The sequence below is a fragment of the Streptomyces griseorubiginosus genome, from assembly GCF_017614965.1.
In the GTDB taxonomy this organism is placed as follows: Bacteria; Actinomycetota; Actinomycetes; order Streptomycetales; family Streptomycetaceae; genus Streptomyces; species Streptomyces griseorubiginosus_B.
In genome coordinates this window covers 1-21,734 of sequence record NZ_WVUG01000139.1, presented here as the reverse complement: position 1 = coordinate 21,734, position 21,734 = coordinate 1, and the positions used below count along the sequence as shown (strand labels likewise).

General features: G+C 71.0%; 18 protein-coding genes. 5 read left to right on the top strand and 13 right to left on the bottom strand.

Annotated elements, in window-relative coordinates; genetic code table 11:
* The 3 genes from GRC12_RS24525 to GRC12_RS24515 form a co-directional block, all read right to left on the bottom strand.
* On the bottom strand, nucleotides 1-553 hold a 553-nt coding region (locus GRC12_RS24525), incomplete at its 3' end, for a chaplin (protein ID WP_308286624.1).
* A gap of 113 nt (nucleotides 554-666) precedes the next feature.
* The gene (locus GRC12_RS24520; protein ID WP_244373715.1) at nucleotides 667-894 is read right to left on the bottom strand and encodes a chaplin; all 228 of its coding nucleotides are present in this window, start codon (nucleotides 892-894) and stop codon (nucleotides 667-669) included.
* Nucleotides 895-1,185: 291 nt separating this feature from the next.
* Nucleotides 1,186-1,599 (bottom strand): rodlin, encoded by a 414-nt coding sequence (locus GRC12_RS24515; protein WP_208781525.1) that lies wholly within the window; start codon nucleotides 1,597-1,599, stop codon nucleotides 1,186-1,188.
* A 189-nt stretch (nucleotides 1,600-1,788) separates the two neighbouring features.
* Between GRC12_RS24515 and GRC12_RS24510 the strand changes: the two genes are divergently transcribed.
* From GRC12_RS24510 to GRC12_RS24500, 3 genes are all read left to right on the top strand, one after another.
* Entirely contained in the window at nucleotides 1,789-2,199 is a 411-nt protein-coding gene (locus tag GRC12_RS24510) for a rodlin (protein ID WP_208781524.1), read from the top strand.
* A 61-nt stretch (nucleotides 2,200-2,260) separates the two neighbouring features.
* Entirely contained in the window at nucleotides 2,261-3,304 is a 1,044-nt protein-coding gene (locus GRC12_RS24505) for an LCP family protein (protein ID WP_208781523.1), read from the top strand.
* A 181-nt stretch (nucleotides 3,305-3,485) separates the two neighbouring features.
* Entirely contained in the window at nucleotides 3,486-3,896 is a 411-nt protein-coding gene (locus GRC12_RS24500) for a rodlin (protein WP_208781522.1), read from the top strand.
* Between the two features lie 63 nt (nucleotides 3,897-3,959).
* Here the strand turns inward: GRC12_RS24500 and GRC12_RS24495 are convergent, their stop codons facing one another.
* From GRC12_RS24495 to iolC, 10 genes are all read right to left on the bottom strand, one after another.
* On the bottom strand, nucleotides 3,960-5,879 hold the full coding sequence (locus GRC12_RS24495) for an AMP-dependent synthetase/ligase (protein ID WP_208781521.1): 1,920 nt from the start codon (nucleotides 5,877-5,879) through the stop codon (nucleotides 3,960-3,962).
* A gap of 70 nt (nucleotides 5,880-5,949) precedes the next feature.
* Nucleotides 5,950-7,512 carry a vWA domain-containing protein gene (locus GRC12_RS24490; RefSeq protein WP_208781520.1) on the bottom strand — a complete coding sequence of 521 codons (1,563 nt, stop codon included), beginning with the start codon at nucleotides 7,510-7,512 and terminating at the stop codon, nucleotides 5,950-5,952.
* Between the two features lie 349 nt (nucleotides 7,513-7,861).
* Complete coding sequence (locus tag GRC12_RS24485; protein WP_208781519.1) at nucleotides 7,862-8,722, bottom strand: ABC transporter permease; 861 nt, start codon at nucleotides 8,720-8,722, stop codon at nucleotides 7,862-7,864.
* The gene (locus GRC12_RS24480) at nucleotides 8,719-11,370 is read right to left on the bottom strand and encodes a CocE/NonD family hydrolase (RefSeq protein WP_208781518.1); all 2,652 of its coding nucleotides are present in this window, start codon (nucleotides 11,368-11,370) and stop codon (nucleotides 8,719-8,721) included. Before GRC12_RS24480 ends, GRC12_RS24485 begins: the two co-directional genes overlap by 4 nt.
* Nucleotides 11,371-11,483: 113 nt before the next feature.
* Nucleotides 11,484-12,878 (bottom strand): APC family permease, encoded by a 1,395-nt coding sequence (locus tag GRC12_RS24475; RefSeq protein ID WP_208781517.1) that lies wholly within the window; start codon nucleotides 12,876-12,878, stop codon nucleotides 11,484-11,486.
* A gap of 239 nt (nucleotides 12,879-13,117) precedes the next feature.
* Nucleotides 13,118-14,620, bottom strand: coding sequence for a CoA-acylating methylmalonate-semialdehyde dehydrogenase (mmsA, locus tag GRC12_RS24470; protein WP_208781516.1), 1,503 nt, complete (start codon nucleotides 14,618-14,620; stop codon nucleotides 13,118-13,120).
* 104 nt (nucleotides 14,621-14,724) lie between these two features.
* Complete coding sequence (gene iolD / locus GRC12_RS24465; RefSeq protein ID WP_208781515.1) at nucleotides 14,725-16,605, bottom strand: 3D-(3,5/4)-trihydroxycyclohexane-1,2-dione acylhydrolase (decyclizing); 1,881 nt, start codon at nucleotides 16,603-16,605, stop codon at nucleotides 14,725-14,727.
* Nucleotides 16,602-17,417: a 5-deoxy-glucuronate isomerase gene (gene iolB, locus GRC12_RS24460; RefSeq protein WP_208781514.1), complete on the bottom strand. Its 816-nt coding sequence runs from the start codon at nucleotides 17,415-17,417 to the stop codon at nucleotides 16,602-16,604. Before iolB ends, iolD begins: the two co-directional genes overlap by 4 nt.
* A gap of 7 nt (nucleotides 17,418-17,424) precedes the next feature.
* Entirely contained in the window at nucleotides 17,425-18,306 is an 882-nt protein-coding gene (locus GRC12_RS24455) for a Cgl0159 family (beta/alpha)8-fold protein (RefSeq protein WP_208781513.1), read from the bottom strand.
* The gene (gene iolC, locus GRC12_RS24450; protein WP_208781512.1) at nucleotides 18,303-19,253 is read right to left on the bottom strand and encodes a 5-dehydro-2-deoxygluconokinase; all 951 of its coding nucleotides are present in this window, start codon (nucleotides 19,251-19,253) and stop codon (nucleotides 18,303-18,305) included. The genes GRC12_RS24455 and iolC overlap by 4 nt, the downstream gene beginning before the upstream one ends.
* A 124-nt stretch (nucleotides 19,254-19,377) precedes the next feature.
* Here iolC and GRC12_RS24445 point away from each other — a divergent pair, with 124 nt between their 5' ends.
* The gene (locus GRC12_RS24445; RefSeq protein WP_208781511.1) at nucleotides 19,378-20,295 is read left to right on the top strand and encodes a sugar phosphate isomerase/epimerase family protein; all 918 of its coding nucleotides are present in this window, start codon (nucleotides 19,378-19,380) and stop codon (nucleotides 20,293-20,295) included.
* Between the two features lie 128 nt (nucleotides 20,296-20,423).
* Nucleotides 20,424-21,389, top strand: a complete 966-nt coding sequence (locus tag GRC12_RS24440) for a helix-turn-helix domain-containing protein (protein WP_208781510.1) — start codon at nucleotides 20,424-20,426, stop codon at nucleotides 21,387-21,389.
* The last annotated feature ends 345 nt before the right edge of the window (nucleotides 21,390-21,734 follow it).

Here is a 21,734-nt window from a genome sequence, read left to right as displayed (position 1 = left end):
CCCCTCCACCATGCGGAGGCGGGGAGGAGTGGCCGCCGTACGGGGGCGGGGTGTGGTTCCCTCCACCATGCGGCGGCGGGGAGTGGTGACCGCCACCGGGCGGGGGCGTGTGGTCGCCGTGTCCGGGGGGCGGCGTGTGGTCGACATGCACGGGTGGCTGGGTGTGGTCGCCGTATCCGCCGCCACCGTTGTGGCCGCCCCCGTGGCCGCCGTACCCCGTCTCGCCGTAACCGGAGTCCTCGTCGCCGTACCCGGTGTCGTCGCCGAAGCCCTCGTGCGACCTCTGGTGTGCGCGGCGCTTGTGCGAACCCGAGTCGTTCGCGCAGTGGTTGCCGAACGCCGGGTCGAGTCCGGCGACCACGTTGACGGAGTCGCCGCAGGCGTTGACGGGCACCTCGACGGGGGCCTCGACGTTGTTGCCGGACAGGACGCCCGGCGAACCCTTGGCGGCCCCACCCGTGTGCGAGTCGGCGAGGGCGGGGCTGCCGTACAGGGACAGGATGCTCGTCGCGGCGGCGGCCGCGACCATTCCCTTGCTCAGGGTCTGTCGCACTCTCGTTGTCTTCCTGCTGGGAGAAGTGGGAAAAGCCGGCCCTGGAACGGAGACAAGGCGTCCAGGGCCGGCCATGACACAGCCGCGAGGCTGGTGCTTCGAGCGTTACGTCGTCAGTCGTTGCTGCACGAGTTGCCGATGGCGGGGTTCAGCAGACCGATGACGTTGACGGTGTTGCCGCACACGTTGATCGGAACGTGGATCGGGACCTGGACCACGTTGCCCGAGAGGAACCCCGGGGAACCGATCGCGGCACCCTCGGCCTCGGCGTCCGCGAAGGCCGGGGCGGCCATGCCGAGAGCCATGATCACGCCGGCGACGACAGCGGCGGTCTTCTTCATGAGCTTTCCCTTCTCTGCGGTCATGTCCTGGTGACGGCCGAAACCGAGCGAGCACAGCTTGAACGGCTCGCACCATGACCTGCAGGCTGCAAAACGAGGAATAGACAGCGGAAGAAACTGCGGAACGTGGGGTGCGGCACAATTCACTCGAACGCCCCGTGTTGAATCGCCGGTTTGACCCAAGAGGAGCAGAAAACCCCTCTCCCAGGGCGTACCCACAATAGGAAAAGCGGCCCGGTCGGCTCGCCCGGAAGAGGGCGGGCCGACCGGGCCGCTCCGGTGGTGCCGCGATCAGCTGTTGCTGGCGCCGTTGCCGGACAGGACCGGGATGTTGTCGACGATGTGCGACAGCGGCTCGTCGCCCTTGGCCTGCGTCGAGTTCTCGGCACACTGCTGGTTCTGCGGGGCCGACAGGACCGGGATGTCCTGGACGCCGACGTTGGCGAGGATGGCGACGAGGGACTGGGCGTTCACCTTCGCCGGCAGGCCGACACAGAGCTTGTTCGCCGTGCCCTGGACCAGGGAGGCCTGGGGGCTCATGGCGCCCTTGGTCGTGCCGTTGCCGTAGACCTGCGCGGCACCGTTGCCGTTCACGGTCTTGACGCCGTCGTCGTTGCCAATGGCCAGCGCCTGGGGCGCGAGGGCCGCCGAAGCACCGACGACGGACGCCGCGACCGCCGTGACGGCCATTGCCTTCTTGAACATTTCTCCGGTCCTTTCCTGAAGCACACACTCCTGACCCCCCATCAACCAGAGGCGACGTTTTTGGTTCCGCGGCTTCACCCTGTCGGGATTCGCCTGCGGCCATTGGAGTGAACGGGAGCAACCAAGCGGTCCGGGCCGAGTTGTTCAGGGCGCTCCGGTGGACGGGGTTACTCCAGAAGGGACCAGCAAGTGATCAAGAAGGTTATGTCGGCCGCTGTGGTCGCCGCTTCCGTTGTCGGAGCCTCGGCCGCGTTCGCGCCCCAGGCGCTGGCGATCGGCAACGACGGTGGCGTCAAGACCGTCAACGGCAACGGCGCCGAGCAGATCTACGGCAACCAGGCGACGTACGGGAACATGAGCCCGCAGATGGCTCTGGTCCAGGGTTCGCTGAACAAGCCTTGCATCGGCCTGCCCGCGAAGGTCAACGCCCAGTCCATCCTCTCCGCCGTCAACATCGGCGTGCAGGACATCCCGATCCTCTCGGCCCCGCAGAACCAGCAGTGCGTCGAGAACTCCACCCAGGCCAAGGGCGACGAGCCGCTGTCGCACATCCTGGACAACATCCCGGTCCTGTCCGGCAACGGCGCCAGCCACAGCTGATCGGACGACGCACACAGCGGGCCGCCGAATTCTCGGCGGCCCGTTCGCTTACCTTCCTCGCATGGCGAAGAACCCCTTGCGTTTCCGGACATCACTGCGGCGCCTGCTCATTCCGGGAATGGTGCTGCTGGCCGCCGTACCCCTTCTCGGCAACTCCGCGTTCCGCGCTCCCGAGAAAGCGGCGCACGGAACGAACATCCTTTTGCTGGGAACCGACGGCCGCGACACCATCACGGCCGAGGAAAAGCGGAAGTTCCACGCGGGCGGTGTCGCCTGCGACTGCACGGACGTGATGATGCTCGTCCATGTCTCCGAACGCCGGGACCGGGTGAGCGTGGTCGGTCTGCCGCGCGATTCCCTGGCGCAGATTCCCGCCCGCCGGGACGATTTCACCGGGGAAGAGCGCCCGGCGCATCCGGCCAAACTCAACAACGCCTATGCCGAGGGCGGCGCCCAGCTCACCGTGCGCACGGTGCAGGACATGACGCACGTGCCGATCGACCACTTCCTGCAGATCGACTTCCGCCGGTTCATGGACGCCGTCGACCAGGTCGGCGGGGTAGAGGTGTGCACGGCGCGCCGGCTGAAGGACTCGGCCACCAAGCTCGACCTCGCGCCCGGCCGGCACCGGCTCGGCGGCGGGCGGTCCCTGCAGTACGTCCGCTCGCGCCATGTGGACTCCACCGCGGACCTCGGCCGGATCCAGCGTCAGCAACGGTTCCTGGTCGCGGCGTTGCGGGACCTGATGTCCCGGCGGGTGCTCACCGACCCCGAGGCGATGGCGCGTGTCGGGCGCACCCTTCTCGGTGCCGCATCCGTCGACCAGGGCTTCGGCGCAGGTGATCTGATGGAGCTGGCGTCGGTGCTGAGCCGGGTGCCGCTGTCGCACACCGAGTTCGCCACCGTGCCGATCGCCGGCTTCAACCCGGTCATCCAGGGCGTCGGCTCGACCCTGCGCTGGGACCGCAGGAAGGCCGACCAGGTGTTCGCGGGCCTGGTCGCCGACCGGCCACTGATCCCGGCCGGACAGAGCCCCCGCCCGAGCGACCCACCGCGTATGCAGGGCTACCTCCCTGTCCGGGGAAGTTCCTTCGCCTGTCGGTGAGGAGGTACGTCGGGGACGAGTCACGTCCGTAACGAGATAACACTTTCTCTCCCGCACTGGGCCGAACGGGGCATCCAGCGCAACCAAACCCGCGGTCGGCGGTTGATCAAAACGCGGCTCTGCAACGGGGTCCGCTCTCCGAAACTTCGCACCGGAGTCCGCTCTCCGAAAGGGAACGAACATGAAGAAGCTGTGGGCAAGCGCGGCCATCGCCGCCTCCATCGCCGGCGTGACGGCCGCCGGCGCCGCCCCGGCGCTGGCCATCGGCAACGACGACGGGGTGCAAACCCTCAACGGCAACGGCGCCGTCCAGAAGTACGGCAACCAGGCCACGCACGGAGACATGAGCCCCCAGCTCTCGCTCGTGCAGGGCACCCTGAACAAGCCCTGCGTCGGCCTGCCGGCGAAGGTCAACGTCCAGTCCGTCGCCGCCCTCATCGCCAACATCGGCGTGCAGGACATCCCGATCCTCTCGGCCCCGCAGAACCAGCAGTGCACCGAGAACTCCACCCAGGCCAAGGGCGACGAGCCGCTGTCGCACATCCTGGACAACATCCCGGTCCTGTCGGGCAACGGCGCCAGCAACAGCTGACCGCGGTACCGCCGAAGCGGGTCGTCGAGCACATCGGCGGCCCGCTTTCGCGTGCGCGGGCGGCTACTTGGCGTACAGCGCCTCGATCTCGTCCGCGTAGGCGGCCCGCACGGCGTGCCGCTTGACCTTCAGGGACGGGGTGAGCAGGCCGTTCTCCTCGTTGAACTCGCCCTCGACCAGCGTGAAGGCGCGGATCGACTCGGCGCGCGAGACCGCCTCGTTGGCGTAGTCGACGGCCCGCTGGACGTCGGCGCGCATGCGGGGGTCCCGTACCACCTCGGACATCGGGGTGTCGGCGGGCAGCCCGCGGACGGTCAGCCAGTGGGCGACCGCCTCGGGTTCGAGGCTGATGAGGGCGGCGACGAAGGGGCGGTTGTCGCCGACGACGACGCACTGGCCGATCGGCGGGCGACTGCGCAGCCGGTCCTCCAGGACGGCCGGGGAGACGTTCTTGCCGCCGGAGGTGACGAGGATGTCCTTCTTGCGGCCGGTGATGGTGAGATAGCCGTCCTCGTCGAGCGCGCCGAGGTCGCCGGTGGCGAACCACTCGTCCTGGAGCACGGCGTCCGTGGCCGCCGGGTTGTTCCAGTAGGCGCCGAAGACGATGCCGCCCTTGATCAGGACCTCGCCGTCGTCGGCGATGCGCACCGCGGTGCCGGGAACGGGCTGGCCGACGGTGCCCGGGCGGGGCCTGAGCGGGGGCACGATGGTGGCGGCCGCGCTGGTCTCGGTCAGGCCGTAGCCCTCGTAGACGATGATCCCGGCCGCGTAGAAGAAGAGGTTGAGGTTGCGGTCGAGCGGGGAGCCGCCGCTGATGGCGTAGCGCATGCGGCCGCCGAGTTCCTTGCGGACACGGCGGTAGACCAGCAGGTCGTAGAGGGCCCAGGCGGCGTACAGGGCGGGACCCGGGCCCTTGCCCCGGTCGAGGAACTTGTCGAGGTACGCCGCTGCGAAGCGGACGCCGACGCGGTCGGCGCGGTCGAAGGAGGCGCCCCGGCCGATCCTCTCGGCGGTGGCGCGGCCGGCGTCGTGGATCTTCTCGAAGAGGTACGGCACGCCGACCAGGAAGGTGGGGCGGAACTCCTTGAGGGCGGGCCGGAGTTCGTCGGGCTTGATGCTGGGGCAGTGGCCGATCTCGATGCGGGCCATCAGACAGGCGATCTGCAGGGTGCGGCCGAGGATGTGGGCGAGCGGGAGGAAGAGGAGGGTGGAGGCCTGCTGGCGGGTGACCTCCTTGAAGACGGGGTGCAGCAGTTCGACCGTGTTGGCGGCCTCGGCGTGCAGGTTGGCGTGGGTGAGCACACAGCCCTTGGGCCGGCCGGTGGTGCCGGAGGTGTAGCAGATCGTCGCGATCGTGTCGGGCGTCAGGGCGGTACGGCGTTTGGTGACCTCCTCGTCGGGGACGTCCCGGCCGAGGACGGTGAGCTCGGTGAGCGCGCCCTCGTCCAACTCCCAGGTGTGGGGCGGGGTCCGGTGACCGGCGGTTCCGGTCGTCACCGTGGCGGTGTTGTCGGCGGTCTCGGTGACGACGAAGCGGGCGCCGGAGTCGCGGACGATCCACTCGACCTGCTCGGCGGAGGAGGTGGCGTAGACCGGGACGGTCTGACCGCCGGCCGCCCAGACGGCGAAGTCGAGGACCGTCCACTCGTAGCGGGTGCGGGACATCACCGCGACCCGGCCGCCCGGTTCGAGGCCGGCCGCGATCAACCCCTTGGCGACGGCGCTCACTTCGCGGGCGAAGGCGGCCGCGGTGACCGGCTGCCAGGTGCCGTGCAGCTTGCGGCGCAGGATCACGGCGTCCGGGGCCTCGGCCGCGTTGGTGTAGGGCAGGTCGGCGGTGCTGCCGGTGGTGGGTGTCGTCGCCATCGGCGCAGTGCGGGCCTCGCGCACCGCGCCGGACGCGTCCCTGACGACCTCGACCCTGGTGCGCGCGGCCAGGTCACCGCGTCGTTTGGCCCGCTTCAGATCCTTGCGTACGCCCATGACGGCTCCCGGTCGGCTCGGACTGGGAGCACAACTTACTCGCAAGTAAGGAGGAGTCAATGGGGCCGGATCATTTCATGGCGCTCGCCTCGTCGATCGCCTCCGCCAGCCGGTCGACGTCCTGGTCCTCGGTCTTCTTCGCCAACGCGTGGGCCCGCTCGCCGAGTTCGCGGAGGCCGGGATTGCCGGGGAGGGAGCCGACGTCGTCGGCCTCGGAGGCGCGGGTGCGCAGGGTGTCGGCGAAGTAGGCGGCGACCGCGGTGACCTGGAAGCGGCTGGGGGCGCTCCACACGCCGTCGTGCAGGGCGTCGGTCTCCAGCTGGCCGGACTCCTCGTGCGGGGCACGGGACTTCGGGTCGAGCCAGCGGACGCTGGCGGTGGCGAGGTGGCCGTCGGCGCCGGGCTTGGTGCGCACGGCGTACAGGGCGGTGACGGTGTGGCCGGGGCCGACCTCGCCGCCGTCGACGTTGTCGTCGCGGAAGTCCTCGTCGGCGACCTTGCGGTCGTCGTAGCCGACGAGGTGGAACTCGGCGACGGTCTCCGGGTCGAAGGCGACCTGGGCCTTGGCGTCCCGGGCGGTGAGTTCGATGTTCTGCGGGAGCTGGTCGACGAAGACCTTGCGGGCGTCGTCGTCGCCGGAGACGTAGGCGGTGTGGCCGTCGCCCTTGTCGGCGAGGCGTTCCATCAGGGCGTCGCCGTAGTCGCTGCCGACGCCGACCCCGAAGAGCGTGATGCCGTGGTCGCGGCGTTCACGGGAGACACGTTCGAGGATGGAGTCGGCGTGCGTGTCGCCGGTGTTGGCGAGACCGTCGGAGATCAGTACGACCCGGTTGGTCGCGCCCTCGCGCAGGCCGTCGGTGGCGGTGGCGTAGCCCTTCTCGACGCCCGCGCCGAGGTTGGTGGAGTCCTCGGTCTCCAGGTCGTCGACGGCGTCGTGCACCCTGCCGCGGTGGCCGCCGAGGCGGGTCATCGGCAGGACGGTCCGCGCCTCGTCGCTGAAGGTCACCAGGGCGACCGAGTCGTCGTCGCCGAGCTGGTCGGTCATCGTGTCGAGGGACTTCTTCGCGAGGTCCAGGCGGCCGGGCTCACCCATGGAGCCCGAGACGTCGACGACGAACGTGAGCGCGGCGGGCGGGCGTTCGCCGGAGTCGGCGGCGCGGGTGGCGAGGCCGACGCGGACCAGGGACCAGCCGGCGCTGTCGGTGCGGGCGCCGTCGACGGTGACCGAGAAGCCGTTGCCGTCGGGGCGGTCGTAGTCCTGGCGGAAGCTGTTGACGAACTCCTCGGGGCGCACCTGCGAGGGGTCCGGCAGCCGGCCGTCGGCGAGGACCCGGCGGGCGTAGCCGTAGGAGGCGGTGTCGACGTCGAGGGCGAAGGTGGAGAGGTGGTCGGCGGACGGGCTGTCGTCCGGGCTCTCGGCGCGCTGCTCCCCGGCCGCCGCCGAGCCGGCCGGGGCCGGGAGGCCGCCGGTGCGGTGCGAGCGGTCCGCCGAACTGGTGTTGCTCTCCTGGCCCGCGCTGCACGCCGTGAGCAGCAGGCCGCCTGTCGCCGCGAGGGCGAGCAGGGCGACGCGCAGCCGTCGGGTCCGACGGTGTGCCGTGTCGGGCCCTGATGTTGGGTACCGCTGCTCCATCTTCCGTGCCCCCTCTGCCGATTGACCGGTGGTTCGAACGGCCGTGTAGGCGTCGCCGTCTGTGACTGTGACGGCGGAGGGGGTCGGAACGTGCGTGACGAACCGTTGCGGATGGATCTCGAAGCGGCCACGATCATGGCCCGCCGAGACCGGTGGGTGACCCTCCGTTGACCTAGGGCCTGTTGCGAAAGTCCCGCCTGCCCCGCGACGCCCGGCACGCACTCTCGCCGCACCGGGCACAAACCCAAGTACGTCCAGTACGAGGGCTTGCACCCGGCACGCCGAGAGCACGCACCGGACGCCGCAGGGCCCGCCCTCCGGGCGGACGGCGGGACTTTCGCAACAGGCCCTAGGAGACCACGTCCTTGCGGGCGAAACCGCGGAAGGCCAGGGCGAACAGGACGAGCGCGTACGTTATGGAAATCGCGGTGCCCTGGATCATGCCGGACCACTCCGGGTGCGGCTGGACGGCGTCCGCCCAGGCGAACTGCCAGTGCGCGGGCAGGAAGTCCCGCCAGTGGCCGAGGGCGGTCACGGCGTCCAGGACGTTGCCGACGATGGTCAGGCCGACCGCGCCGCCGACCGCGCCGAGCGGCGCGTCGGTCTTGGTCGACAGCCAGAACGCCAGCCCCGCGGTGACCAGTTGGGACACGAAGATGTACGCCACCACCACCAGCAGGCGCTGCGTGGCCGTGCCGGTGTCCAGCGCGCCGCCGGTGGGGATCTGCAGCGGGCCCCAGCCGTAGGCGGCCGTGCCGACGGCCAGGGCGACCACCGGCAGCAGGATCATCGCGGCGAGGCTGAGGCCGAGTCCGACGACGAGCTTGGACCACAGCAGGCGGGCGCGCGGCACGGGTGCGGCCAGCAGATAGCGCAGGGAGGACCAGCCGGCCTCCGAGGCGACGGTGTCCCCGCAGAACAGGGCGACCGGGATGACCAGCAGGAAACCGGCCGACACGAACAGGTTGACGGCGGCGAAGTTGGCGCCGGACGCCGTCGCCGTGTCCATCAGGGTCACCTGGCCGCCCCGCTCGCCCGGGTTGCCGATGGCGAAGGCGATGAGCAGCACGAACGGCAGCGCGGCGAGGATCGCGCCCATGACGAGCGTGCGGCGGCGCTTCAACTGTCGTACCAGCTCGACCCGCAGGGGCAGGGTGCGGCCCGCCCGGTAACCGGAGGCGGTCTCGGTGCGCTCGACGAGCGTGCTCATGCGGAACCTCCGATCAGGGTGAGGAAGGCGTCCTCCAGGCGGCGGTGCGGGCCCACCGACTGGACGGGCACTTCGAGCCGTACGAGCTCGACGACCAGGCGCTGGGCGCTGCCGTCGGGGTCGAGCCGGATGAGGAGGCCGCCGTCGGCGGGCACCGCGGAGGCGACGCCCGGCAGGGTGGCGACCTTCTCGACGACCGGCTCCTCCACGGGCGCGGCGGTGCCGACGAGCAGGGTGTCGCCCGAGCCGACGATCTCCCCGACCGGTCCCGCCTGGACGAGCCGGCCGCGGTCCATGACGACGAGGTGCGTGCAGGACTGCTCGACCTCCGCGAGGAGGTGGCTGGAGACGATGACCGTGCGGCCGGCGGCCGCGTAGCGGATCATCACCTCCCGCATCTCCCGGATCTGCGGCGGGTCCAGGCCGTTGGTCGGTTCGTCGAGGATGAGCAGGTCCGGCAGGCCGAGCATGGCCTGGGCGATGGCCAGGCGCTGGCGCATGCCCTGGGAGTAGGTGCGCACGGCCCGGGCGAGCGCGTCGCCGAGCCCGGCGATCTCCAGGGCCTCCTCCAGATGGGCGTCCTCGGGCGGGCGGCCCGTGGCCTGCCAGTACAGCTCCAGGTTCTCCCGGCCGGACAGGTGCGGCAGGAAGCCCGCGCCCTCCACGAAGGCGCCGACCCGGGAGAGGACCGGGGCGCCGGGGCGGATGGCGTGGCCGAAGACGCGGATCTCGCCGGCGTCCGGCTTGATCAGGCCCATCAGCATGCGCAGGGTGGTCGTCTTGCCCGCGCCGTTCGGCCCCAGCAGGCCGAGGACCTGGCCCTTCTCGACGCGGAAGGTCACCTCCCGCACGGCGTACCGGTCGGCGGAGCGGGCGTACCGCTTGCTGAGGCCGGTGATCTGCAGCGGGATGTCGGCGAGGTCCGGGTCGGGCGGCGGTGCCGCGGTCGTGCGGCGACGGCTCGTCAGGAGCAGGGCCAGGGCGATGACCGCGCCGGCCGGCGGCAGCCACCACACCCAGGACGGCAGCGGGGCGGCGGCGGTCGACACACCCGGGGCCGTGGGCACCGTCAGGTCGCCCTTGAGCGAGACGGTGTACGTCGCCGGGGCGGTCGGGGAGGCGTAGCCGAGGTCGGTGGAGGCGAGGACCAGGCGGAGCCGGTGCCCCTGCTCGACCTCGTGGTCGATCGCCGGGAGGGTGATCGTGACGTCCTTGCCGGCCCTGGCGCCCTCGACGCGTATCGGCGTCACCAGCTGCGAGGGCAGCACGGGGGTGCCGCCGCCGGGCCCGACGTCGTACACCTTCGCGAAGAGGACGGCGTCGTCGCTCGTCGACTTCACGTGCACGGTGACGGTCGGCGATCCGGTGATGCGCAGGCCGGTCGTGAGCGGCTCCGACTCGAAGTGGGCGTACTGGCCGGGGAAGTCCAGCGAGACGCCGACGCCGAGCGAGGACAGCTGGGCGAGGCCGCCCGCGCCGCCGAGGCCGGGCAGGGCCGAGACCCCGGGCGGGCTGGCGCCGGGCGGGTTGTCGAAGCGCTGCTGGGTGCCGCGCAGGGCGACCGGGCGCCGCCCGCTCTCCAGGCCCGGGTAGGTGGTGTCGGTGGCGCCGCGCAACTGGGCCGCGCCGCTGGTGGAGTCGACGCCTCCGGTGCGGGTGACGCGGAAGGCCGGGCCGGTGTCGGTGCCCTTGTCGTCCTTGAGGTACCGGTCGAACCAGGCACGCACGCGTGACTGCGTCCGGCCGGTCTCCATGTCGCCGCCGTCGTGCCCGCCGGCGATCCAGTCGACGTCCACCGGGGCGCCGTTGGCGCGGATCGCCTTCGCGGCCGCGTCCGCCTGGCCGAGCGGGAAGAGGGAGTCGGTCTGGCCCTGCATCAGCAGGGTGGGCACCTTGATGCGGCTGCCGACGGCGGAGGGAGAGCGGGCCTGGAGCAGTTCGCGGGCCTGGGCGTCGGGCGTGCCCGACTCGGCGACCCGCTCGTACATCCGGCACAGCTGCGGCTCGAACTTCTCGCAGCCGCCACCGGAGTTGACGAAGATGCCGGCCCACAGCTTCTTGAAGACGCCGTTCGGGAACAGGGCGTCCGCGAGGTTCCAGTAGGTGATCGCCGGGGCGATGGCGTCCACGCGCCGGTCGTGACCGGCGGCGAGCAGGGAGATCGCGCCGCCGTACGAGGCGCCGGCGACGCCCACGCGCGGGTCGCCGGGCTTGTCGAGCTGGACCTGGGGCTGCTTGGCCAGCCAGTCGATGAGCCGGGAGACGTCCGCTACCTCGCCCTTGGGGTCGTTGAGGCCGATTTTGCCCGTGGACCTGCCGAAGCCCCGGGCGGACCAGGTCAGTACCGCGTAGCCGTCTCTGGCGAGGTCCTCCGCCTGCTGCCGTACGTCCTGCTTGCTGCCGCCGAAGCCGTGGGCCAGCAGCACGGCGGGCCTGCGGCCGGCGGGGCCGGACGTGAAGTACGAGGTGTCGACGCGGACACCGTCGATGGCCATGATGCGGTCGGTCTCGTGCACCGGGGGCTTGCTGTCCGAGGCGACGGCCGTCCACGTTCCCGCGCCCGCGAGTACGACGACGGCGGCCCCGGCGGCCAGCAGCCGTCGGGGCCTCCGCAGCGGCCCTCGCGGGTGGGGCAGTCGAAGATCCATGCGTCAACCGTAAAGGGCGCCACCGACAAAGGAGGCAGACCCCGGGGTGAACCCCCGGCCCTCCCACGGACGTACGGTCCGCCCGGCACGTACACCAGGTGCGGTAGGAGACGCTATGCCCGGGCGTCCTCCGGGATCGACACCAGCCACCTCGTGTCCTTGCGGGGGCGGAGGTACAGGGCCCAGTACAGGGTCGCGGCCGCCGTGATGCCGCCCGTCCACAGCAGGTAGGCCGTCTCCTGCTGGGTGAGGATGTAGGCGAGGACCGCGATGAGGAGGACCGGCATCGCGGGCCACAGGGGCATGCGCCAGGCAGGGGTGTGCTTGTGGGCGCCGCGGCGGCAGAGGAGGGCGGCGACCGCGACCAGGAGGTACATGCCGGTCACCGAGACGCCCGTGACGCCGTACAGGGTGTCCAGGTTGACGAAGCAGAGCAGGGCGCCGGGGACGCCGACGGCGAGGGTGGCGACCCAGGGGGAGCCGAAGCGGCCGAGCTTGGCGAAGACGTCGTTGACCGGCTGGGGCCAGGCCTTGTCACGGGCCGAGGCGAACAGGACGCGGGAGTTCTGGATGACCATGACGATGCCCGCGTTGATGATCGCGAGGGCCACGCAGAGGCTGACGAAGGTGCCGACCGCGGAGTCGGACCAGGCGGTGACCATGGAGCTGATGTCACCGCCGGTCAGCTCGGAGAGGTCCGAGGCGCCCAGGGTGATCGCCACCACCGGCACCAGGATGATCACCGTCGAGATGGCGAGGGTGGCCAGGACGGTGCGGGCGACGTTGCGGCGCGGGTGCTCCAGTTCCTCGGAGAGGTAGACGGCCGTCGAGAAGCCCTGGGTGACGAAGAGGGCGATGGCCAGTCCCGAGACCACCAGCATGGCGGTCACCGTGTCCGTGTGGCCGTGCGCGCCCGTCACCTGCATCGAGGTGAGGCTGCCGAGGCCGCGGTGGCTGTGGGTGAAGCCCAGCAGGGCGACGACGCCGGCCGCGATGACCTCCAGGACCAGGAAGACGCCGGTGATCCAGGCGTTGGCGCGCAGGTCGAGCAGGCCCGCGAGGGTGGCCAGGAGCATCACGCCGGCGCCGGTCATGGCGGGGTCGAGGTGGACGACCGGGGCTAGGTAGTCGGCCGTGCCCATCGCGATCACCGGCGGCACGATCATGACGACCAGCAGGGAGAGGACGAAGACCAGCCAGCCCGCGAGCCGGCCCGCCATCGTCGAGACCATGGCGTACTCGCCGCCCGCGCTGGGGATGAGGGTGCCCAGCTCGGAGTAGCAGAACGCCACGGCGATACAGAGGAGGGAGCCGATGGCGATCGTCAGGGCGGTGGCGGTGCCGAGCGAGCCGAAGAGGTCCGGGACGACCACGAACAGCGTGGAGGCCGGGGTGACGCAGGAGAGGGTGAGGAGGGTTCCGCCCACCACGCCGATGGAGCGCTTGAGCTGCTGTGGGCCGTGAGGCGCGTCGACGACGGTGTCGACGGGGCGGAGCGTGTCGGTCATGCGCGGTTCCGATCGCCAGGGGCAGGGGATTGCGCTGAATGGAACCCCGACGAAAACCGACGCGTCAATAGGTGTTTATCTACGAAATCCGTAGATCGAGTGGGCTTTTGATCCCGGATACCGCACACCATCGCCGGAATGCGGCCCATTTCAGCCGTGCGGGAACCGTAGGCGCGGCGCACAGAAAAGGCGCACAAAAAAGGGGGCCGTCCGCTGTGCGGACGGCCCCGGGGCCTATGTCAGTGGTTGCGGGGGAAGCCCAGGTCGACGCCGGCCGGGGCCTCGGAGGGGTCGGGCCAGCGGGTGGTGACGACCTTGCCGCGGGTGTAGAAGTGCGTGCCGTCGTTTCCGTAGATGTGGTGGTCGCCGAAGAGGGAGTCCTTCCAGCCGCCGAAGCTGTGGTAGCCGACGGGGACCGGGATCGGGACGTTCACGCCGACCATGCCGGCCTCGATCTCCAGCTGGAAGCGGCGGGCGGCGCCGCCGTCCCGGGTGAAGATCGCGGTGCCGTTGCCGAACGGGGAGGCGTTGATGAGGGCAACGCCGTCCTCGTAGGTGTCCACGCGCAGCACGGTCAGCACGGGGCCGAAGATCTCGTCCCGGTAGGCCTTGGCGGTGGTCGGCACCTTGTCGAGCAGGGAGATGCCGATCCAGTGGCCGTCCTCGAAGCCGTCCACGGTGTGGCCGGTGCCGTCGAGGACGACCTCGCAGCCCTCCGCTGCGGCGCCGGAGACGTAGGAGGCCACCTTGTCGCGGTGGGCGGCGGTGATCAGCGGGCCCATCTCGGAGGTGGGGTCGTTGCCGGGACCGATCTTGATCTTCTCGGCGCGCTCGCGGATCTTCTCCACCAGCTCGTCGCCGATCGCGCCGACCGCGACGACCGCGGAGATGGCCATGCAGCGCTCGCCCGCCGAGCCGTAGGCCGCGGAGACGGCCGCGTCGGCCGCCGCGTCCAGGTCGGCGTCCGGGAGGACCAGCATGTGGTTCTTGGCGCCGCCCAGGGCCTGTACACGCTTGCCGTTGGCGGAGGCGGTGGTGTGGATGTAGCGGGCGATCGGGGTCGAGCCGACGAAGGAGACGGCCTTGACGTCCGGGTGCTCCAGGAGCCGGTCCACGGCCACCTTGTCGCCGTGGACGACGTTGAAGACGCCGTCCGGCAGGCCGGCCTCGGCGAGCAGCTCGGCGAGCTTGATCGAGGCCGAGGGGTCCTTCTCGCTGGGCTTGAGCACGAAGGTGTTGCCGCACGCGATGGCGATCGGGAACATCCACATCGGGACCATCGCCGGGAAGTTGAACGGCGTGATGCCCGCGACGACACCCAGCGGCTGGCGGATCGAGGCCACGTCGACCCGGGTGGCGACCTGCGTCGACAGCTCGCCCTTGAGCTGCACGCTGATCCCGCAGGCCAGGTCGACGATCTCCAGACCGCGGGCGACCTCGCCGAGCGCGTCGGAGTGCACCTTGCCGTGCTCGGCGGTGATCAGCTCGGCGATCGCGTCCCGGTTGGCGTCCAGCAGCGCACGGAACTTGAACAGGATCTCCGTGCGCCTGGCCAGCGAGGACTGGCCCCAGGTCGCGTAGGCGTCCTTGGCGGCCGCGACCGCCGCGTCGACCTCCTCGACGGAGGCGAAGGCGACCTTCGTGGTGACCGCGCCGGTGGCCGGGTCGGTGACCGGCCCGTGGTTGCCCGACGCACCTTCGACGGTCTTGCCGCCGATCCAGTGGTTGACGATCTTCGTCATGCCCAGTTACTCCTTCATTCAGGTCCGCCTCGGGACGTCCGCGCCGGTCACGGGGGCCGACCTGCTTTTTCTGCCGGGGGTCCGGGGGTCGTCCCCCGGGAGATTCAGCACAGATGGCGGCGTCGGGTGGAGACGTGCCGTTCGTAGAGCTCTCGTGCCTTGACCGCCGACGGTCGGGTCGCGGTCTCGGCCACAGGTACATCCCACCAGGCCTGCGCGGGAGGCGCCCCCGACACTGTGTCTGCGGTTTCGGTCTCGACGTAGACACATGTGGGCGTGTCGGCGGCGCGGGCCTCGGCGAGCGCCTCGCGCAGGTCCGAGACGGTCTTCGCGCGCAGGACGCGCATGCCCAGGCTGGCGGCGTTGGCGGCCAGGTCCACGGGCAGCGGCGCCCCGGTGTACGTGCCGTCGTCGGACGGGAAGCGGTAGGCGGTGCCGAACCGCTCGCCGCCGACCGACTCGGACAGACCGCCGATCGAGGCGTATCCGTGGTTCTGGATCAGCAGGACCTTGATCGCGACGCCCTCCTGCACGGCGGTCACGATCTCCGTCGGCATCATCAGATAGGTGCCGTCGCCGACCAGCGCCCACACCGGCCGGTCGGGCGCGGCCATCCTCACGCCGATCGCGGCCGGGATCTCGTAGCCCATGCAGGAGTAGCCGTACTCCAGGTGGTACTGGTCCCGCGAGCGCGCCCGCCACAGCTTGTGCAGATCGCCGGGGAGGGAGCCGGCCGCGTTGATGACGATGTCGCTCTCGTCGACGATCGCGTCCAGCGCGCCCAGCACCTGCGGCTGCGTCGGCCGTACGTCCGGCTCGTCGGCCTCGTAGCAGGCGTCGACGCGCTGCTCCCAGCGCTCCTTGTCCTCGGTGTACTCGGCGACGTAGGAGGCGGCGACCCGGTGGTCGTGGATCTCCAGGGCCTGGGTCAGCTCCTCCAGGCCGCTGCGGGCGTCCGCGATCAGCGGCAGTCCGGCGAGCTTGTGGCCGTCGAAGGGCGCGATGTTGAGGTTGAGGAAGCGGACGCCCTCGCCGCAGAAGAGGGTGCCGGAGGCGGTGGTGAAGTCGGTGTAGCGGGTGCCGACGCCGATCACCAGGTCGGCGGTGCGGGCGAGTTCGTCCGCGGTCGCCGTGCCGGTGTGGCCGACGCCGCCGACGTCCTGGGGGTGGTCCCAGCGCAGGGAGCCCTTGCCGGCCTGGGTGGAGGCGACCGGTATGCCGGTGGTTTCCGCGAACTCCGCGAGGGCCCGCTCGGCCCGGCTGTGGTGGACACCGCCGCCGGCGACGACGAGGGGCCGGCGCGCCGACCTGATCGCCCGGACCGCTTCGGCGAGTTCGGTCGGATCGGCACCGGGCCGTCGTACGACCCAGGTCCGCTCGGCGAAGAACTCCTCGGGCCAGTCGTGGGCCTCGGCCTGGACGTCCTGCGGGAGGGCGAGGGTGACGGCGCCGGTCTCGACGGGGTCGCTGAGCACCCGCATGGCGTTGAGGGCCGCCGGGATCAGGGCTTCCGGCCGGGTGATCCGGTCGAAGTACCGCGACACCGGGCGCAGGCTGTCGTTGACCGACACATCGCCCGCGTACGGCACTTCGAGCTGCTGGAGGACCGGGTCGGCGGGGCGGGTGGCGAAGACGTCACCCGGCAGCAGCAGGACCGGGAGGTGGTTGATCGTCGCGAGGGCGGCGCCGGTGACGAGGTTGGTGGCGCCGGGGCCGATGGACGTCGTCACCGCGTGGGTGGACAGCCGGCCCGATTGACGCGCGTAGCCGACGGCCGCGTGCACCATGGCCTGCTCGTTGCGGCCCTGGTGGTACGGCATGGCGTCGCGGTGTTCGAGGAGCGCCTGGCCGATGCCGGCCACGTTGCCGTGGCCGAAGATGCCCCAGGTGGCGTCGATCAACCGCCGCCGCTCGCCGTCGCGTTCGGTGTGCTGGGCGGACAGGAAGCGGATCAGCGCCTGTGCCACGGTCAGCCGGATCGTCATCGGTACCCCTCCGTGTGGTCCGGGTGGAAGCAGATCCGCCACTCCCGTGTCTCACCCGGTCCCGCCATGACGTTGAGGTAGTACATGTCGTGGCCGGGCTGGGCGATGGACGGGCCGTGCCATCCGTCGGGGACGAGGACGGCGTCGCCGGAGCGGACCTCGGCGAGGACGTCGGATCCGCCCTCACGGGAGGGAGATACGCGCTGATAGCCGAAACCGTTCGGGCCCGCGATCTCGAAGTAGTAGATCTCCTCCAACTCCGCTTCCACGCCGGGCCGGTGCTCGTCGTGCTTGTGCGGTGGGTAGGACGACCAGTTGCCGCCGGGGGTGACGACCTCGACGGCGATGAGCCGGTCGCAGTCGAAGGCGTCGGCGGAGGCGAAGTTGCGGACGTGCCGCAACTGCGTGCCGCTGCCGCGCTCTTCGACGGGGACCTCCGGCGCGGGGCCGTAGCGGGCGGGGAGTCGTCGCTCGCACTTCGCTCCTGCCAGGGCGAAGCGGCCTCCCGCGCCGGAGGCGATCTGGACCCGGGCGTCACGGGGAACGTAGGCGAAGTCGGTGGCCGACTCGAAAACGCTTGCCCTGCCCAGGAGTTGGAACTGTTCATCCGCCATTTGCACCGTACATCCGCCTTCCAGCGGAAGCACGATCCACTCGCTGTCACCGGTGGTGAACGTGTGTGTACCGCCCGGCGTCAGCTCCACGATCCGCAGGCTGCAGTACTCCCAGCCCGCGCGCTTGGGATCCACGTCGAACGCGTAGTCGGCGTCGGCGGTGGCGCCCCGCGGAATGTACAGCCCGTTGCTGCTCATGCGGCCCTCACAGCAGTCCTACGGCGGTGTCCACGGCGGCGGCCACGTCGCCGTCCGCCGGGTAGAGCAGCGACCGGCCGACCACCAGTCCCTGCACGGTGGGCAGTTGGAGGGCGCCGCGCCACTTCTCGTACGCCCCGTCCTGGTCGTCACCCACCTCGCCGCCCAGCAGCACGGCGGGCAGCGTGGAGGTCTGCATGACCTCGGCCATGTCGTCGGGGTTCTCGGTGACCGGGAGCTTCAGCCAGGTGTAGGCCGAGGTGCCGCCGAGACCGGAGGCGATGGCGATGGACCTGGTGACGGCCTCGGCGGACAGGTCGTTCCTCAGCCGGCCCTCGTCGGTGCGGCGGCTGATGAACGGCTCGACGAACACGGGGAGCCGGCGCTCTGCCATGGCGTCGATGGCGCGGGCGGTGGACTCCAGCGTGGTCAGGGAGCCGGGGTCGTCGTAGTCGATGCGCAGCAGCAGCTTGCCCGCGTCGAAGTTCAGCCGCTCGATGTCCTCGGGGCGGTGGCCGGTGAAGCGGTCGTCGAGCTCGAAGCTGGCGCCCTGCAGGCCGCCGCGGTTCATCGAGCCCATGACGACCTTGCCCTCCAGCGCGCCGAGCAGCAGCAGGTCGTCCAGGATGTCGGCGGTCGCGAGGACTCCGTCCACGCCGGGCCGGGAGAGCGCCAGGCACAGTCGTTCGAGGAGGTCGGCGCGGTTGGCCATGGCGAACCTGCGGTCCCCCACCCCGAGCGCGCCGCGGGCCGGGTGGTCGGCGGCCACGATCATCAGACGGCCGCTCGTGCCGACCAGCGCCCGCCGCTCACGACGGGCGGCGGCCTCCGCGATCGCCTCGGGGCGTTGGGTGCGCAGACGGACCAGCTCCGTCACGTCGACGGTCACAGGACGGCTCCCGCGGTGAGCGCGGCCTCGATCTCGGCCGGGGTCGGCATGGCGGAGGAGCACTCCAGACGGGAGGCGACGATGGCGCCGGCCGCGTTGGCGTGCCGCATGATCGTTTCCAGGTCCCAGCCCTCCAGCAGTCCGTGGCACAGGGAGCCACCGAACGCGTCACCGGCGCCGAGGCCGTTGAGGACCGTGACCGGGAGGGGCGGGACCTCGGCGGACTCGCCCTTGCCGTTGACGGCGAGGACGCCCTTGGGGCCCTGCTTGACGACCGCCAGCTCCACGCCGGCGTCCAGCAGCGCCTGCGCGGCGGCCCGCGGTTCGCGCACGCCGGTCGCGACCTCCACCTCGTCGAGGTTGCCGACCGCGACGGTCGTGTGGCGCAGGGCCTCCTGGTAGAAGGGGCGGGCGGAGGCGGGGTCCGTCCAGAACATGGGGCGCCAGTCGAGGTCGAAGACCGTCGTACCGGCCTTGGCGCGGTGCGCGAGGGCCGCGAGCGTCGCCGTACGGCTGGGCTCCTCGCTCAGGCCCGTGCCGGTCACCCAGAAGACGCGCGCCTCGCGGATGGCGTCGAGGTCCAGCTCATGGGCGTCGATCTCGAGGTCGGGCGCCTTGGGCTGCCGGTAGAAGTACAGCGGGAAGTCGTCCGGCGGGAAGATCTCGCAGAACGTGACCGGCGTGGGCAGGCCCGGGACCGGGGTGACCCAGCGGTCGTCGACGCCGAAGCCCTGAAGGGCCTCGTGCAGGTAGGTGCCGAACGGGTCGTCGCCGGTGCGGGTGATCACCGCGGTGTTCCGGCCGAGACGGGCGGCGGCCACCGCGACGTTCGTCGCCGAGCCGCCGAGGAACTTGCCGAAGCTCGTCACCTGCGGCAGCGGTACGCCGGTCTGGAGCGGATACAGGTCCACACCGATCCGCCCCATGGTGATCAGGTCGTACGCCATCGGCTTCCCTTCGTTGCGGCTCTCCCCGCGTTTGTAGCCCCGGGAAAGGAGCCCTGTCAATGTTTTGTCCAGACATACGGACGAGACCTTGACAGCGCTTACCGGTCCCCGGAAGCTGACCGGCATGAGCTCCCTGTCACCCCAGTCCTCACTGTCCCGCATCCGGATCGGATCGGCTCCCGACTCCTGGGGCGTCTGGTTCCCGGACGACCCGAAGCAGGTTCCGTGGCAGCGGTTCCTCGACGAGGTGGCGGACTCCGGCTACGAGTGGATCGAACTGGGTCCGTACGGGTACCTGCCGACCGATCCCGCGGTCCTCACCGAGGAGACCTCACGGCGTGGCCTGAAGGTCTCCGCCGGAACCGTGTTCACGGGCCTGCACCACGGCGAGGCGGTGTGGGACAAGACCTGGGCGCACGTCGCGGACAACGCGGTGCTCGCGCAGGCCATGGGGGCGTCCCACCTGGTGGTCATCCCGTCCTTCTGGCGGGACGACAAGACCGGCGAGGTGCTGGAGTCCGACACGCTGACGGCCGAGCAGTGGCGCAATCTGACCACTCTGACCGAGCGGCTGGGCCGTGAGGTGCGGGAGCGGTACGGGCTGCAGATCGTGGTGCATCCGCATGCCGACACGCACATCGACAGCGAGGAGAACGTGCAGCGGTTCCTGGACGGGACCGACTCCTCGCTGGTGTCGCTGTGTCTGGACACGGGGCACTACGCGTACTGCGGCGGCGACAGCGTGAAGCTGATCGAGACGTACGGGGAGCGGATCGGGTACCTGCATCTGAAGCAGGTGGATCCGGAGATCCTGGCGGACGTACGGGCGAAGGGGACGCCGTTCGGGCCGGCCGTGGCGCAGGGCGTCATGTGCGAACCGCCTGCCGGCGTACCGGCGTTGGGGCCGGTGCTGGAGGCTGCGCAGAAGCTGGACGTGGAACTGTTCGCGATCGTCGAGCAGGACATGTACCCGTGCGATCCGGACAAGCCGCTGCCTATCGCTCAGCGGACGCGGGCGTTTTTGAGGTCGTGCGGGGCGTAGGGAGCGCCCAGGGGGGTGCCGGGGCTGTACGTCGGCGGCTTGCGGTTCGTTGTGGCTTGTCGCGCCCACGCGGCGTAGCCGCAAATTGATACTGTCCCGCGCCCCTTGGTGGGTTGCAGCATGGGGGGATGACAAGAGCCGTCCGATCAGGGCATGGGGCCTGGGGGTCTTGGGAGACCGTTCTTGCGCGGCCGCATCCGCTGCTGCGACCCGGGGTGATCAGTTATCGCGGACTGCGGCTGGCGCTCGACCGGCCGCGGCGGCGGCTGGAGGTGCCGATCGGGGCCGCGACCCTGTTGCTCGGGTTCGAGCAGCCGGTGCGGATCACGCGGGCCGGGCGGCCGACGTCCACGCTCGTGTCGGTGTACTGCGGGCCCACGACCACGCCGGCCGTCGGGGAGCACGGTGGGCGGTTGTCGGGGATCGAGGTGCTGTTGACGCCCTGGGCGGCGTTCACGCTGTTCGGTACCCCGCAGTACGAGCTGACGGACCGTACCGTCGATCCCGACGAGCTGCCGCATGTGCTGGGCACGCGGGCGGTGGGCGGCCGGCGCAACACCATCGGTGAACTGGCCGCCGCCCTGGCCTCGTTGCCGACCTGGGAGGCCCGGTTCGGGCTGCTGGACGACGTCTTCCTCCGCTGGTCGCAGGCGGGGACGCCGAGTTCGGCGCGGGTGGTGCGGGCTTGGTCGGAGCTCGTGCGGACGGGCGGTGCGATGCCGGTACGGGACCTGGCCGACGACGTGGGCTGGAGCGTACGGCAGCTGGAGAACCGTTTCCGGGAGCAGATCGGGCTCGGGCCCAAGGTCGCGGCGCGGGTGCTGCGCCTGCAGCGGGCTCGGCGACTGCTGGCGCAGGGGCGCGGGCAGGCGGAGACGGCGGCGATCTGCGGGTTCTACGACCAGTCCCATCTCAGCGGTGAGTTCAGGGCGATGACCGGGTGCACGCCGCGTGAGTTCACGACGGCCCGGCAACTGCCGCCGGTGTCGCAGCCCGGGGTGCCGACGGCCGACCGGATGACCGGCGAGGCGACGAGTCTGTTGCTGACGTCGGCCCGCAGTTCGGTTTTTTCCAAGACCGGCAGGGTGCGCTGACTGCACGCTGATCGTCCGGCGGCCGGTCCTCGGGGGGAGACCACCGCCGACGGCACCCGCAGAGGGGGAAGCGGGAGAGCCGGTGGGCCGGGCCCGGCGCAGCGGGTCCGGCCCACCTCGCGCGGACCGCTCGACGGCCCGGAAAACTCCGGCGAAGTCAACGCGCCGCGCCCATGAGCCCGCGTACGCCTTTGCGGCACTCGTGTCACAAACGCCCCCCTCGTGTCACACATGTCGCGTGTACGCGGGTCCTGCGTCACACCCCGCGCACAGCCCCTGACCCGTCCCGAGCCGTGTTCGTTCACGGGTCACAGGCTTTGTGATCGCCAGCGCAGCGCCCGGCTC

Excerpts from the sequence above, each read along its gene's own strand:
- GRC12_RS24520 (WP_244373715.1), bottom strand. The coding sequence starts at position 894 with ATGAAGAAGACCGCCGCTGTCGTCGCCGGCGTGATCATGGCTCTCGGC.
- GRC12_RS24515 (WP_208781525.1), bottom strand. The coding sequence starts at position 1,599 with ATGTTCAAGAAGGCAATGGCCGTCACGGCGGTCGCGGCGTCCGTCGTC.
- GRC12_RS24505 (WP_208781523.1), top strand. The coding sequence starts at position 2,261 with ATGGCGAAGAACCCCTTGCGTTTCCGGACATCACTGCGGCGCCTGCTC.
- GRC12_RS24500 (WP_208781522.1), top strand. The coding sequence starts at position 3,486 with ATGAAGAAGCTGTGGGCAAGCGCGGCCATCGCCGCCTCCATCGCCGGC.
- GRC12_RS24495 (WP_208781521.1), bottom strand. The coding sequence starts at position 5,879 with ATGGGCGTACGCAAGGATCTGAAGCGGGCCAAACGACGCGGTGACCTG.
- GRC12_RS24490 (WP_208781520.1), bottom strand. The coding sequence starts at position 7,512 with ATGGAGCAGCGGTACCCAACATCAGGGCCCGACACGGCACACCGTCGG.
- GRC12_RS24485 (WP_208781519.1), bottom strand. The coding sequence starts at position 8,722 with ATGAGCACGCTCGTCGAGCGCACCGAGACCGCCTCCGGTTACCGGGCG.
- GRC12_RS24480 (WP_208781518.1), bottom strand. The coding sequence starts at position 11,370 with ATGGATCTTCGACTGCCCCACCCGCGAGGGCCGCTGCGGAGGCCCCGA.
- GRC12_RS24475 (WP_208781517.1), bottom strand. The coding sequence starts at position 12,878 with ATGACCGACACGCTCCGCCCCGTCGACACCGTCGTCGACGCGCCTCAC.
- mmsA (WP_208781516.1), bottom strand. The coding sequence starts at position 14,620 with ATGACGAAGATCGTCAACCACTGGATCGGCGGCAAGACCGTCGAAGGT.
- iolD (WP_208781515.1), bottom strand. The coding sequence starts at position 16,605 with ATGACGATCCGGCTGACCGTGGCACAGGCGCTGATCCGCTTCCTGTCC.
- iolB (WP_208781514.1), bottom strand. The coding sequence starts at position 17,417 with ATGAGCAGCAACGGGCTGTACATTCCGCGGGGCGCCACCGCCGACGCC.
- iolC (WP_208781512.1), bottom strand. The coding sequence starts at position 19,253 with ATGGCGTACGACCTGATCACCATGGGGCGGATCGGTGTGGACCTGTAT.
- GRC12_RS24445 (WP_208781511.1), top strand. The coding sequence starts at position 19,378 with ATGAGCTCCCTGTCACCCCAGTCCTCACTGTCCCGCATCCGGATCGGA.
- GRC12_RS24440 (WP_208781510.1), top strand. The coding sequence starts at position 20,424 with ATGACAAGAGCCGTCCGATCAGGGCATGGGGCCTGGGGGTCTTGGGAG.